14 protein-coding genes are annotated in these 14,315 nt (G+C 40.3%); 6 read left to right on the top strand and 8 right to left on the bottom strand.

The window, feature by feature from the left end:
- Positions 1-38 precede the first annotated feature (38 nt).
- From galK to B4Z90_RS17290, 5 genes are all read right to left on the bottom strand, one after another.
- Positions 39-1,190, bottom strand: a complete 1,152-nt coding sequence (gene galK / locus B4Z90_RS17310; protein WP_112375072.1) for a galactokinase — start codon at positions 1,188-1,190, stop codon at positions 39-41.
- Position 1,191: 1 nt separating this feature from the next.
- Positions 1,192-2,241, bottom strand: a complete 1,050-nt coding sequence (locus tag B4Z90_RS17305; protein ID WP_112375073.1) for a UDP-glucose--hexose-1-phosphate uridylyltransferase — start codon at positions 2,239-2,241, stop codon at positions 1,192-1,194.
- 68 nt (positions 2,242-2,309) lie between these two features.
- Positions 2,310-3,584: a metallophosphoesterase gene (locus B4Z90_RS17300; protein WP_070561399.1), complete on the bottom strand. Its 1,275-nt coding sequence runs from the start codon at positions 3,582-3,584 to the stop codon at positions 2,310-2,312.
- Positions 3,585-3,602: 18 nt separating this feature from the next.
- Positions 3,603-4,631 carry a ferrochelatase gene (hemH, locus tag B4Z90_RS17295; RefSeq protein WP_112375074.1) on the bottom strand — a complete coding sequence of 343 codons (1,029 nt, stop codon included), beginning with the start codon at positions 4,629-4,631 and terminating at the stop codon, positions 3,603-3,605.
- A gap of 81 nt (positions 4,632-4,712) precedes the next feature.
- A complete protein-coding gene (locus tag B4Z90_RS17290) occupies positions 4,713-5,561 on the bottom strand; it encodes a 4-hydroxy-3-methylbut-2-enyl diphosphate reductase (RefSeq protein WP_112375075.1) in 849 nt (282 codons plus the stop codon).
- Positions 5,562-5,846: 285 nt separating this feature from the next.
- Here B4Z90_RS17290 and B4Z90_RS17285 point away from each other — a divergent pair, with 285 nt between their 5' ends.
- A complete protein-coding gene (locus tag B4Z90_RS17285; protein WP_046672716.1) occupies positions 5,847-6,266 on the top strand; it encodes a nucleoside-diphosphate kinase in 420 nt (139 codons plus the stop codon).
- A gap of 139 nt (positions 6,267-6,405) precedes the next feature.
- On the opposite strand, the gene ybeY is transcribed toward B4Z90_RS17285, so the two are convergent.
- Positions 6,406-6,834, bottom strand: a complete 429-nt coding sequence (gene ybeY / locus B4Z90_RS17280) for an rRNA maturation RNase YbeY (protein WP_070561407.1) — start codon at positions 6,832-6,834, stop codon at positions 6,406-6,408.
- A 49-nt stretch (positions 6,835-6,883) separates the two neighbouring features.
- On the bottom strand, positions 6,884-7,297 hold the full coding sequence (gene ruvX, locus B4Z90_RS17275; RefSeq protein ID WP_070561409.1) for a Holliday junction resolvase RuvX: 414 nt from the start codon (positions 7,295-7,297) through the stop codon (positions 6,884-6,886).
- Between the two features lie 322 nt (positions 7,298-7,619).
- Here ruvX and def point away from each other — a divergent pair, with 322 nt between their 5' ends.
- Positions 7,620-8,846, top strand: coding sequence for a peptide deformylase (gene def / locus B4Z90_RS17270; protein ID WP_083295771.1), 1,227 nt, complete (start codon positions 7,620-7,622; stop codon positions 8,844-8,846).
- A gap of 124 nt (positions 8,847-8,970) precedes the next feature.
- Here the strand turns inward: def and B4Z90_RS17265 are convergent, their stop codons facing one another.
- Entirely contained in the window at positions 8,971-9,960 is a 990-nt protein-coding gene (locus B4Z90_RS17265) for an aspartate-semialdehyde dehydrogenase (protein WP_046671587.1), read from the bottom strand.
- 577 nt (positions 9,961-10,537) lie between these two features.
- Here B4Z90_RS17265 and B4Z90_RS17260 point away from each other — a divergent pair.
- The 4 genes from B4Z90_RS17260 (at position 10,538) to B4Z90_RS17245 (ending at position 14,295) form a co-directional block, all read left to right on the top strand.
- Positions 10,538-11,485 (top strand): NAD-dependent epimerase/dehydratase family protein, encoded by a 948-nt coding sequence (locus tag B4Z90_RS17260; RefSeq protein WP_046671586.1) that lies wholly within the window; start codon positions 10,538-10,540, stop codon positions 11,483-11,485.
- A 2-nt stretch (positions 11,486-11,487) separates the two neighbouring features.
- Positions 11,488-12,213, top strand: coding sequence for a YebC/PmpR family DNA-binding transcriptional regulator (locus B4Z90_RS17255; RefSeq protein WP_070561411.1), 726 nt, complete (start codon positions 11,488-11,490; stop codon positions 12,211-12,213).
- Positions 12,214-12,334: 121 nt separating this feature from the next.
- Complete coding sequence (locus B4Z90_RS17250) at positions 12,335-13,486, top strand: hypothetical protein (RefSeq protein WP_204990871.1); 1,152 nt, start codon at positions 12,335-12,337, stop codon at positions 13,484-13,486.
- A 65-nt stretch (positions 13,487-13,551) separates the two neighbouring features.
- A complete protein-coding gene (locus B4Z90_RS17245; protein WP_046673148.1) occupies positions 13,552-14,295 on the top strand; it encodes a DeoR/GlpR family DNA-binding transcription regulator in 744 nt (247 codons plus the stop codon).
- Positions 14,296-14,315: the final 20 nt, after the last annotated feature.

The following is a 14,315-nucleotide window of genomic DNA, read 5'->3' as shown; positions in this document are numbered from 1 at the left end:
CGTGAATGTTATTCCCCTTACTGCACACCTATTTTTTATTAAAGTACGCGGGTACCATCGGCAATCCTGACCTGAATGACCGAAAGTTCTTTATCAAATTTCTCTTTGTATTCTTTTTCAAGTGTTGGCAAAATTGAAGGTAGTACGCCTTCTTTTACGATATTGATTGTACATCCACCGAAACCGCCACCCATCATTCGGGCACCGATCACCTCAGGAAACTGCTTGACGTAATCCACTAGATAATCCAGTTCCGGACAACTGACTTCATACACTTTACTTAATCCCTCATGGCTCTGAAAAATATACTGTCCAAGCTGAACAACATCTCCCGAGCGTAGTGCATCACAGGATTTCTCTACGCGTTCATTCTCACGAACCACAAAGCTTGCTTTCGCATAGATATCGGCATCTTTATCTTTCACCAATTCATCAAGCATCGCTATGGTTACATCGCGCAAGTTCTTTACAGCGGGGTACTTCTCCTGCACCCATGCAGAAGCTTGTTCACATTGTTCACGACGTGTATTGTAAGCTGTGGAAGCTAATGAATGCTTTACGTTTGTATTCAATAATACAACTTCATAACCCTTAAGATCAAGTGGAACATACGCGAAACCCAAGGTGCGGCAATCCAGTTTGATGACATTTTTTTCTTTACCAAAGGCTGAAGCAAACTGATCCATGATACCACACATCACACCAGCATACGTATGTTCGGCCTTTTGAGCAATCTGTGGAATATCGAGTCGTTCGACCTGCAAATCGAACAGTTCGCTGAGTGCTAAGGTAACGGCACATTCAACGGCTGCTGAAGACGATAATCCAGCACCCAGTGGCACATCACCATCAATATACAGGTTGAAGCCACCTAGTGTTGCCCCACGTTTCAAGTACTGGTCAACAACACCCAAAATATAGTTTGGCCAATGTTTCTCAGAAATAGCAATAGCCGCTAGCTTGACCTCATGACGTTCCTTGTAGTCTTCCGCGTAAAGCACAATGTTATCATCCGATCGCTTGCTTACAGCAACATATATTGCTTTGTCAATTGCAGCAGGCAACACAAATCCATCGTTATAATCCGTATGTTCTCCAATGATATTAATCCGGCCGGGTGAAGTAACGACAAGAGGTTCTTCTTGGTAGAGTTCTTTAAATTTATTTACAATTGTATCTTTTGTTATCATCTTATTTAGCTTTATAATGTACTGTCGAACAATTTCGCAACTGTTCTGCGGCAACCTCCGGTGTGATATCACGTTGTGGATTCGCTAGCATTTCATAACCAACCATAAACTTTTTAACGGTAGCAGAACGTAACAGTGGTGGATAGAAGTGCATATGCCAGTGCCATTCCGGGTGGTCACCGTCATTTACTGGGGACTGATGCATTCCTGCAGAATAGGGGAAGGATGTTTTGAAGAGATTGTCATAACGCGTCGTCAGCAACTTGAGGATAGCGGCAAAATCCGACTTTTCCTTCTCGTCAAAGCCGGCAATGTTTTGGATAGATCGTTTGCTCACAATCATCGTTTCGTAAGGCCAGGCGGCCCAGAAAGGGACTAGCGAAACAAAAGAATCATTTTCGTCAATAATGCGCTCTTCTTTTCTCAACTCCGCTTTAACATAATCTGACAGGATGGTACGTTGATATTTATTGAAATAGTGCTGTTGCTGAACGCATTCTTTCTGGATTTCTACAGGCAAATGATTTTGTGACCAGATCTGCCCGTGGGGATGCGGATTACTACAGCCCATAATCGCACCTTTATTTTCGAAAATCTGAATGTATTTGATCCAGTCAACCTTCGAAAGTTCGACAAACTCTTTTTGCCAAAGATCGACCACCGATTTGATTGCAGCCTGATCCATTTCGGGTAGTGTAAGATCGTGCCGCGGGGTGAATGCAATTACTTTACAGATTCCTTTTTCGGTTTCGGCGATAAATAATTCATCTTCATTAAATTCCTGCTGGCTTGTATCTTTTAATAAAGCTGAGAAATCGTTCACAAAGACAAAACTTTCTTTATAATCTGGATTGATATCACCATCTGCTCGTTTATTTGTCGGACACAAATAGCATTGGGGATCATATTCCGGTCTATTATCCCCGGGAAGATCTTCTACTTGCCCTTGCCATGGTCTTTTACTACGATGCGGAGACACAAGTACTTTTTCCCCGGTAAGAATATTAACACGTGTGTGGGGAGAGTCCCCAAAGTTTAAAGTTGATTGCATGTTATGTATAACTGGTGTACAGAATACACAATTATAGCTATATTAACTCAAAAGTCAAAGGGGATTTTTTAGGCTTTAAACTTTGGGTCCTGCGCTTTTAGCAATTCGAATATGGTAATTTCAGGCAGAATTCCAACACGTCCTGGATAACCCAAAAAGCCATAGCCGACATTAACATATAATCGTTTGTTCTGTTGCGCACGATAAAGCCCTGCCCATTCCTTATAGATATATTGTACCGGACTCCATTGCAACATCTCGGACCTTACACCAAATTGCATACCATGTGTATGTCCGGCAAACATCACATCCACGTCGGTATCCAATACCTGAGCCCGCCAATGCGACGGATCGTGCGATAACAGCAACTTAACAGGTTGCTCTTCGGTACCCATTAATGCTTTTTTGATATCACCATGTTTCGGAAAACGACCTGTCCCCCAATTCTGGACCCCGACAATACAAAGCTCTTCACCGTCGACCTTAATCTTACGATTTTCATCCATTAAAAGATCCCAGCCCATGATTTTATGCACATCGATAACATCCTGGAGGTTCTTACGCTTTGCAGGAGAATCTTCTTTACCATAATAATAGTCACCATAATCGTGGTTACCTAATGTAGAAAACACACCTAAATCAGATTTCACACGCGCAAAAATATCTTGATAACCACGCATTTCAGAAGCTTGGGCATTCACGATATCACCGGTAAAAAATGTCACATCCGCTTTTTCCTTTAAAAGCATATCAATACCACCGCTGACAGCCTTTTTATTATAGAAAGATCCTGAGTGCACATCTGAAATCTGCGCAATGGTCATTCCATGGAATGCTTTGGGCAAATTTGGCAAATACAAGGGGACTCTCCTTACACGATAGTCGTAGGCTCCTGAAATAATTCCCCAGCTCAAGGGTATCAAGGGTGAGGCACCAACTAGAATACCAGCTTTGGTCAAAAATTCGGATCGGCTAATCCCTTTCACTGGATTCTCTGGTAAAGGGTCTCCGGCATCGTCGACTAAATCCTCAACAGATCTCTTTTTTGCGAACAGACGCTTCAACCATACCCCCCCACGTCGGATATCATCAATCAACAAAATCAAAAAGAAAAATATCTTTGACGCCGCTGTCAGAAAAAAGGCGACTAAAATAACCGACCGTACGATTAAAGGAATACTATATTGTGCTGAGATAAAAACGCCCAATAGCAGTAAAACAGAATAAGACCACCAGAGAATGGAAAATACTTTTGTTTTGGGAAATTTAATCTTCGTTGCACGGAGCGCAAAGAAAATATAAAAATCCAATATGAGTAATACACACGCGTTTACTAACAACATCTTTTATCGATTTTAGTTTTAGGCATTAAGCGCCAATTGTTTTAAAGATTCGATCCATTTGGGATCATCATTAAGACTCTCTACCAAACACACTTCCTCCCCCCCTAAATGTTTAAATTCATTAGCATATTCCACGCCAATTTCATCAATGGTCTCGATACAATCCGCCACAAAAGCAGGACTAAAAATTAATAACTTCTTATAACCCTTAGCGGCAAGATCATGCAGTAAATCGGAGGTATAGGGCTGTATCCAGGGTTCTTTACCCAAACGGGATTGAAAGCAGAGCGAATATTGTTCTTTTTTCAACCCGAGCTTGGCAGCTATCGTCCGTGTTGTCGCATAACATTGCGAAAGATAGCAATATGAATTGACTGTCATTTTACAAGAATCACAGCCTGATTCGGGGCATTTAAGCTGACCTGTCGGATCTACTTTTCCAAGCTGCCGCACAGGAAGGCCGTGATAACTAAAGACAAAATGGTCAAAACTTTCCAAATCGTGCCTACGGGCATGATCCGCATAAGTTTCTGCCATTAAGTCGTCCGTACAGAAATTGCTTACGAAACTGATTTCTGGCAGATAATTCCATTTGCGAATAAGCTCCATGACACGATCGATGACCGAACCCGATGTTGCTGAAGCGTACTGTGGAAATAAAGGAATGACACGAATGGACTCCAAAAATAGACCCTCCATATTTTTCAATGCAGCCTCAATCGATGGGTTTTGGTAACGCATCGCTAATTCCACATGGTATTCTTCACCCAACGCTTCTTGAAGCAGATTGCGTTGCAAAATACTGTAGTGCATCAAAGGTGATCCCGTTTCTTTATCCCAAATCGTTTCGTATACTTTTGCCGATTTGGGCGCACGTGTACGTGCAATGATTCCCTTGACCAATAAGGTGCGTTGAAAATAAGGAATATCAATAACTCGCGGATCCATTAGGAACTCCGTTAAATATCTCTTTACATCTGGAGTAGTGGGACTATCAGGTGTACCCAATTGTACTAAAAGAATACCTTTTTTGCCTTTATTGCTCATAGCTTACAAAGCTACGCAAAAAAGAATGCACTCCGGATCTAAACCGCGGAATTATGAAATATCTGTGACGGGTAATTGTGCTTATAATGCTTCTAAACTTGCTTTTACATCTTTCATTAACCACATTGGCGTTGAAGTGGCACCACAGATACCAATACGGTCATTTTCAGCAAAGACTGATGCATCTAATTCAGCAGGATCAGAAATAAAATAACTAGCGGGATTGGCATTCTGACAAACTTCAAACAGCACCTTTCCATTGGAGGATTTCTTACCTGAGACAAAAACGATCTTATCATATTGTCTGGCGAAAGCGCCAAGATCTTCGTATCGATTGGAAACTTGTCGACAAATGGTATCATTAGCTTTCACTTCATACCCTCGCCTGATCAGTTCGTCTTTGATGGCATAAAATTTATCCACGCTTTTTGTTGTCTGGCTGTATAAGGTAAATGAGACGGGCAATTCGACTTGATCCAATTCGGAAATATCCTGAAAAACTAAGGCTTCATTATTTGTCTGCCCCTGCAAGCCGATCACTTCAGCATGCCCGTGCTTCCCAAAGATTAAAATTTTCTCCTCTTGATCGAACGACGTTTTTATACGGTTCTGTAGTTTGAGCACTACAGGACAAGAGGCATCTATCAAGGTAATGTTATTTTCCAAAGCAACACGATAAGTCTCGGGGGCTTCACCATGAGCACGGATCAATACCTTTTCATTGCTCAAGGTCGGCAGGGCGGCATGATCGATAATGCGTAAGCCTTTTGCTTTCAATCGGGCAACTTCTTCGTCATTATGAACGATATCTCCCAAACAATAAAGATAACCCTCTTCCTCCAAAATTTCCTCTGCCATATCAATAGCGTATACCACTCCAAAGCAAAAGCCTGAATCTTTATCGATGTCTACTGTTAGATTTAATGCCATAATAACACAAAGTTACATATTCGTATTGAACTTAGATCAATTGTTTTTTTACTTTTCTATAAACGGCCAGATACAAAGTTTTGTTACATACAGAGAAAAACATTGGGCTGGGAACAAAAGGAAACATCTATTTCAGTAGAGGCACAAATCCGGGAACAAAAACCAATAATTTAGCGATAAGGGTGACATCAGCTAGTCGGCTTATCAATAATTGTGTCTATATTGAGGCGTAATGATATTGCATATGAAAAGCAATTTATCTAATTTTGCAAAAAAATTAAAATAATGGCAACTAACAGAACTTTTACGATGATCAAACCTGACGCAGTAGCGAACGGTCACATCGGTGCAATCTTGAACGATATCATTGCTGGTGGTTTTAAAATCATTGCAATGAAATACATCCAACTTTCTCAAGAGACAGCAGGTGCATTCTATGCAGTACACAAAGAGCGTCCTTTCTATGGTGAGTTGGTAAACTTTATGACTTCAGGTCCTATCGTTGCTGCAATCCTGGAAAAAGATAATGCTGTTGAGGATTTCCGCACATTGATCGGCGCGACTAATCCTGCTGATGCAGCTGAAGGTACAATCCGTAACAAATATGCTAAATCTATTGATGCAAACGCTATACATGGATCGGATTCAGATGAGAATGCTGCTATTGAAGGAAACTTCTTCTTCTCTCAATTTGAAAGATTCTAGTCGTTAGAAACAACATAAAAAAAGCGTTTTACAAATTGTAAAGCGCTTTTTTTATGTATTGCTTCCTTCTCTCGAGTAAAATAGAATCTTCAGTCGGTTCACCGAACTGTGGGTCCTAATGAATGCACGAAGGAGTATATTAAAAGTTTCTTTTACCGAGATACTCATCCTCCTTGGCGGTCATCTTGGCTTTATCTGCCGGCTTTTTATCCGGATAACCGCACAGATGCATTACACCATGAATGATCACCCGATGAAGCTCGTCTCGCACATCAACCTTAAATTTTTCGGCATTCTCCTGAATACGTTCCACACTGATAAAAATATCGCCGGCGATGGTGTCCTCATATTCGGAAGAATCAAAAGTAACGATATCAGTATAGGTGTCGTGATTTAAATATTGCTTATTGATTTCAAGCAAGTAAGCATCCGAGCAAAGGATAAAGCTCAATTCGCCCACACGCTTAAATCCTTCGCCTTTGATGGCATCAGCAATCCATTGACGAATCTTTCCCTTTTCTTTTAATTTGAAATCCGTATCCTCGGTAAAAAATAATATGCTCTTCATCCTTCTATTTTTTATTCATTCTTATTTTGACGTATTAGTCGCTGTGTATCTAAAAATTACGGCTATCCATGTAGCTTTGCAAAATAATCGTTGCAGACACCGTGTCAATCAGCCCTTTTTGTTGACGATCCTTCTTTTTTTTGCCACTTTGTGCGATCGCTGCAGAAGCCATTTTAGAAGTAAAACGCTCGTCTATTTCAGCGACAGCAATTGTGGGATAAGTCTTTTTCAGTTTTCGAATAAACCCGACAACATGCTGTGCGGATTCAGAGTCGGTCCCATCCAGTTGCCGTGGCTTGCCTACAACAAAAGTTTCCACCTGTTCTGTCTGTAAATAATCGGCTAAGTATGTCCAGATATCCTGCGGGTGTACCGTCGTCAATGCTGTAGCAATAATTTGCATTGGATCGGTCACCGCAACCCCTATTCGTTTTGTACCGTAATCAAAGGCCATCAATCTCATGGATATATATTTTTCACAAAAATACAAAGTAGTCCTGAGTATTACACAGGAAGATGTAATATTTCAATTGGACACTTCTTTTCAATACATGCCCTTTTCATTTTTGATCTTTTAATTCTGACTTTTTAATCAAAAAAAACTATAACTTTGATAGACTATTTAACAAAAGCAAACTAACTTGCTTTTTGGGGCAATAGATCACCGAATTCAATCCGATCATAGCGGGTCTACCGACTTACCCTATAAGTAAACGGATCAAAATAACAGCAAAAGCAACAGGGCATTGGGCTGTATGAAATCGGGCAAATAAATATGCAAACAAATGAAAAAAACACTTATTGCCAGTTTCCTTTTGGCCTTATGCTTGAATACGCATGCCCAAAGTAAATACGAGCAACACATTACTGCTCTTCGTGAAGAAAAAGCCGCTGAATTGGCGAAAGAACAATACGGCCCATTGAAATCAGATCAGGTAGCGTTTTTGGATTACTTTCCTGTAGACGCCAGTTATAAAGTCAACGCCAAAGTTGAAGTCCTATTTGATGAACCGGTATTCCGGATGCCGACCTACGACGGCACAAGCAACGAATACAAACGTTATGCTATTATAACATTTACGCTTCATGGAAAAGAACATACGTTGAATGTCTACCAAAGTGTCGCATTATTTCAAAATCCTGCATACAAAAAACATTTATTTTTACCATTTTTAGATTTAACAAATGGTCAGGAAAGCTACAGTGGGGGCCGGTATATTGATTTATCCACAGACGACATTAAAGGAAACGATGTTGAGATAGACTTTAACAAAGCCTACAACCCATACTGTGCCTATAGCAACGGGTACCGTTGCCCAGTACCCCCAGTCGAGAACAATTTAGAAACAAAAATTATGGCCGGAGAAAAAGCATTTCATAAGTCAAAGAATGAAAGACCAGTCAATCTTAACGCAGGACAGGAGTTCAGTGCTGCCGACAAGAAAATCATTTTATCAGGAGATGAAAATGCAATTCTTCGCGTATTGCAAACAACAGACGATAAAGATCTGAGAGTTTTAAAAGCGACAAGCAGTGATGTCAAATACAACGACCCATTGATTGAGTCTCTTTCCAAAAGAATGTTCGCGACTGTACGTGATCCCAATCACCCCGGTGTAGGCATCGCAGCGCCACAGATCGGAATCAATAAAAATTTAATCTGGGTACAGCGATTTGACAAACCGGATCAGCCATTTGAATTCTATGTGAATCCTAAAATTCTATGGCGCTCCAAACTGAAGCGTAAAGGTGCAGAAGGCTGTCTTTCTATCCCCAACCGTAAAGAAGATGTATTACGGAGTTATGCGATCCGCCTGCAATACATCAATAAAGAAGGTAAAGTTATTGAAGAAAATATCGAGGGTTTTACTGCTGTTATTTTACAGCACGAAACGGATCATCTTTTCGGCATTCTATTTCCAGATCGACTGGAAGAGCAAAGCAAAGAAAGCTATGCTCCGTTGAATGACAAGATTGAATTTTCGATCCACCCCACAACATTGACACCATAATTTATAGCCCCGACATCAAGGACCAAATCATAAGTATCTAAATTGTGATTTGCTAATGGAACAAAAAAGAGCCCCCATGAACGAATTCATGGGGGCTCAATATTTATTATGGAATCTACTTGAGTTAGATCAATCCTTTTTCAGCCAATAACTCCGCTACCTGAACTGCATTTGTTGCAGCACCCTTACGTAAGTTATCCGCTACTACCCACATGTTGAGCGTATTTGGCTGAGATTCATCACGACGGATGCGTCCTACAAAAACCTCATCTCTACCGTGTGCATCCTTCGGCATTGGATATTGTAGTGACGCAGGATCGTCAACAACAATACAGCCACTTTGCGCGGCTAAAGCTGCACGTACATCATTCAAATCAAAGTCATTTTCAAATTCGATATTCAATGATTCAGAGTGTCCTCCCATAACAGGAATACGCACTGTCGTTGCAGTTACTTTAATAGAATCATCACGCATGATTTTATTTGTTTCCAAAATCATCTTCATCTCCTCTTTGGTGTATCCATTTTCTTGGAAAACATCAATATGCGGAATCACGTTCAGATCAATCTGATAAGGATAAGCTTTTTCACCATCTTTTCCAGCACGTTCATCCATCAATTGGTTAACGGCCTTAACACCTGTACCTGTTACAGATTGGTAGGTAGAAACGACAACACGTTTGATTTTATATTTATCATGTAATGGCTTTAAAGCCACCACCATTTGTATAGTTGAACAATTCGGGTTTGCAATAATTTTATCTTCAGCAGATAACACATCACCATTTACTTCTGGAACAACCAACTTTTTCGTTGGATCCATACGCCATGCTGAAGAATTGTCGATCACTGTAATTCCAGCTTCTGCAAATTGAGGGGCAAATTCTTTCGAGGTATCACCGCCAGCAGAAAATAACGCAACATCAGGTTTCAAAGCAATAGCCTCAGATGGTGTAACCACCTTATACTTCTTTCCCTTGAATTCAATTTCCTTACCCTTACTACGCTCTGAAGCTACTGGAATTAATTCTGTTACTGGGAAATTTCGCGCCGCCAACACGGTTAGCATCTCAGTACCTACAAGGCCTGTTGCGCCGACTACTGCCACTTTCATTTTTGTCTGTGTTTAAATTGTGTATATTAAAATTGTTATTTGATTTTGTTTTTAGTTGATTCTCGAAGAATGAATTCTTCAAATTTAAAAAATATTCCCCAATTCCACTATTAAAATAACAAAATATTAAGCGCTTAGCTAAAAATGTCACAACATTTAGCATTTCCCCTCCTAAATTGCTAAAATGGAATCGTTAAGTTCTTTGATTCATGCCATAAAATTAGAATTAAAGCAATTCAAAAAAAATAAAAATTTTCACCGCTTATTCAAAAAAAAAGAACAAACGATTGAAACAGTTTAAAATCTCATAAAAACAGTCCAAAGAGTCTAAAAATTAACATTTTTTCCCGGCTTCCTAAAAGACCACAAAGTTGATAGATACTGAAAAGCCTTTATATTTGCATCATAAACCGCCATGGTTGAAATTTCATTTTTCATTACATGATGAAACGTAAATTATGTCAGGCTAGATCCTATCATATCGATAGGAAGAAACGAGCGAAGCGATTCATTTATATTTTTGAGCATAAACACTCATTATAGTGAAAGCAGGAGCTTCCTAAAATAAAACTTACAAATGAAAGAAAGCATTATTATCATTGGTGCAAATGGCCAGATCGGCACAGAATTAGCTATCGCCTTGCGCAAAAAATTTGGTGCAGAGAATGTTGTAACCACTGACATTAGAGAACCACAGATTAAAAGCCCTGACGAAAATTTCGAAATCGCTAATGTCCTTGACAAAAATGGACTCGAGACATTATTTCAACAATATAAACCTACTCAAGTATATCTATTAGCTGCCATGCTTTCAGCTACAGGTGAAAAATACCCTGAGAAGGCTTGGGAATTGAACATGAATGGTCTGTTGAATGTGCTTGATCTAGCCGTGAGCTATAAAGTTTCAAAGATATTTTGGCCAAGCTCGATTGCTGTTTTTGGACCGCATTCTCCGAAAACAAATACCGAACAATATTGCGTAATGGATCCGAACACAATTTATGGCATCAGCAAGCTTGCAGGTGAGCGCCTTATAGAATGGTATCAAGAACACCGTGGTCTGGATATTCGCAGTGTCCGTTATCCAGGTATCATTTCTTGGAAAACAGAACCAGGGGGTGGCACAACGGATTATGCAGTCGATATTTTTTATGAAGCATTGAAAACCGGGACTTACGCCTGCTTCTTATCTGAAAACACGGCCTTACCAATGCTCTATATGGAGGATGCCATCCGTGGTACACTCGAATTAATGGATGCACCCAAAGAAAGCCTAAGCATTCGCCACAGCTATAACCTTGGTGGAATTACGTTTACTCCAAAAGAACTTGCGCAAGAAATTAAAAAAATTCTTCCTAATTTTGCAATCTCTTACATCGAGAACGATCCAAGACAACAGATTGCCGATTCATGGCCTGCTAGTCTAGACGATTCTTATGCAAGAAAAGACTGGAACTGGACGCCGGAATTTGACATCCAGAAGATGACAGTCGACATGATTGAAAATCTTAAAAACAAAATATAACAATGGGAAGAGCTTTCGAATTCAGAAAAGAGCGGAAATTCAAACGCTGGGCCAAAATGGCCGTTCAATTTACACGTTTAGGTAAAGAAATCGCTATGGCGGTTAAAGAAAGCGGCCCTCACCCTGAAACTAACTCGAGACTTCGTACAGCAATACACAATGCCAAGGCAGTAAATATGCCAAAGGATCGTATCGAAGCCGCAATCAAACGTGCTTCGGAAAAAGATTCAAAAGGTTACGAAGAATATGTATACGAAGGCTACGGCCCTCATGGCGTACCTGTATTAATTGAAACTGCAACAGATAACACCAACCGCACCGTAGGAAACATCCGTAGCTATTTCACAAAAGCAGGTGGTTCATTGGGGAAAACAGGATCATTGGATTTTATTTTCAATCGTAAATCCATTTTCCGTTTTGCTGCAACAGAGGAACTGGACCTAGAAGAGCTTGAATTAGAGTTGATCGATGGAGGCTTAGAAGAATTGTACGTAGAATCTGATGAAGAAGGCAATGATATTGCTGTCGTTCAAACTTCCTTTGAAGACTTTGGTAATATGCAAAAATTACTGGAAGAAAAGGGAATTGAAGTAACATCTGCAAAATTGGAACGTATCGCATTATCGCATTCAGATATTACGGAAGAACAAGCTGCTGATGTATTGAAGATGATCGATAAAATCGAAGAAGATGACGATGTTCAAGCAGTTTACCATAACATGGCTTAAGCTATTGAACCTATAAAACTATAAAAAAGAGCGCTTGTCGCTCTTTTTTATTTAAAGCACCGCCTAGCCCCGTCAGAAAAATTACTACATTTGTAATAGACTAAATCAAACTCGTACCAGAATGACTTTTGAAGAATTTTTCATAAAAAAGAAAATTGATTTAAAAGCTTTAAAAGCTGCAGATGAACCTTTATTTGAAGAGTTCAAAGCACATTATTCTGCTATGGGAGAAAAGAGTTTTGACCACAGCAAAAAGTTTTGGTTCAACAAGCTTCGAAAAAGTTTCCATTTAGCAGAGGAGGAAACTGTTATTGCAAAACCTGTTGAAAAGCAGGTTACCCCAGATGCATCATCCGAGACCTCCAGTATTCCTACGGCAAAACCAGCAGGCTTTAAACCGCGATTCAAGGCTCCTTCTGCCGCTGTAAAAGATGAAGCTCAAGCAACATCCAAACAGGAAATAGCTGATTCAGCGGAATCCACTCCAGATTCAATACCGACAGGCTTCAAACCGAGGTTCAAGGCCGGAGTTACCAAAGCTCCTGACGCAGCGGCAAGCACTCCTGCATCCGAAGAAACGACCGACGAAGCGACGACGGCGGCTCCAAAACCAACGGGTTTCAAACCGAGGTTTAAAGCTGGAGTAACCAAAGCTCCTGACGCAGCGGCAAGCACTCCAGCATCCGAAGAAACGACCGACGAAGCATCGACATCGGCTCCAAAACCTACAGGATTCAAACCAAGGTTTAAAGCTGGAATAACCAAAGCAGAAACTGCTGACCAGACACCGCTGTCCGATACGAAAGACGAACTTAAGTTAGATGCGAGCATAAAGGCTGAACCTGAAAACAACAGCACAGAAACACAGGAACCTGCTGCCAGTAAACCTACGGGTTTCAAACCGAGGTTCAAAGCCGGAGTAACCAAAACAGAAACTGATGAACAAACACAGCTGCCCGATACCAAAGAAGAAATTAAGTTAGATGCGAGCGTAAAGGCTGAACCTGAAAACAACAGCACAGAAACACAGGAACCTGCTGCCAGCAAGCCTACAGGCTTCAAACCGAGGTTTAAAGCCGGAGTAACCAAAATAGAAACTGCTGAACAAACACAGCTGCCCGATACGAAAGACGAAATTAAGTTAGATGCGAGCGTAAAGGCTGAACCTGAAAACGACAGCATAGAAACACAGGAACCTGCTGCCAGCAAGCCTACAGGCTTCAAACCGAGGTTCAAAGCTGGCATAACAAAAATTGATAAAAAGGAAGAATAATTTTCACTACATTTAGACTGATTTCTCAATTAATTTTAAAATTCCGATTAAAAACCAAAAGACCAATGTTAAAGGAAGAAAGACAAGCATTCATCATACATCAGATCAACCTACATAATAAAGTTTTATCCTCAGACCTCAGTGTTCAGCTGAATGTGTCTGAAGATACAATCAGACGCGACTTGAACGAACTTGCTGAGAATGGTAAAGTTCTAAAAGTCTATGGTGGAGCATTATCAAAATCATTTCAGTTCCCTTTTCAGGATGGAAACGTATATGCCAAGGAGGCAAAGAAAGAAATTGCCAAGAAAGCAAGCACTTTAATCTCCAATGGAATGACTGTTTTAGTCGGAGGCGGGACAACCTTAATTGAATTAGCGAGAACAATACCCGATCATCTTCAGTGTACGTTTTTTACTATAAGTCCATTAGTTGCACTAGAATTGGCCGAAAAGCCAAATCTTGAAGTCATTTTAGTTGGCGGAAAACTTTCACGCAATACAAACATTGTTTCGGGAGCCCAAGTCGCTAATGAACTGGCCGATCTTAAAGTCGATCTTTGTTTGTTGGGAACAAATTCTCTTTCCGTAGAAGATGGGGTGACCGATTCAGACTGGGAAGTGGTGCAAATCAAACGTGCGATGATTAAATGCTCAAAAAAAGTAGCTATTCTGAGCATTGCGGAAAAACTTAATTCAGTTCAAAAAATGAAAGTTGTACCGTTACGTGATATTTCTTATTTGATTACCGATGTCAATCCAACTGACGTTTCCCTAAAAGAATTTGCGAATACAATTGCAATACTTTAATATTGCCGCTCATTTAATTT

Origin of the sequence: Sphingobacterium sp. UBA5639 (assembly GCF_002421245.1) — a bacterium.
GTDB classification, from domain to species: domain Bacteria; phylum Bacteroidota; class Bacteroidia; order Sphingobacteriales; family Sphingobacteriaceae; genus Sphingobacterium; species Sphingobacterium multivorum.
Note: the sequence above shows the minus strand (reverse complement) of the source record. Positions and strands in the feature narration are given on the sequence as shown.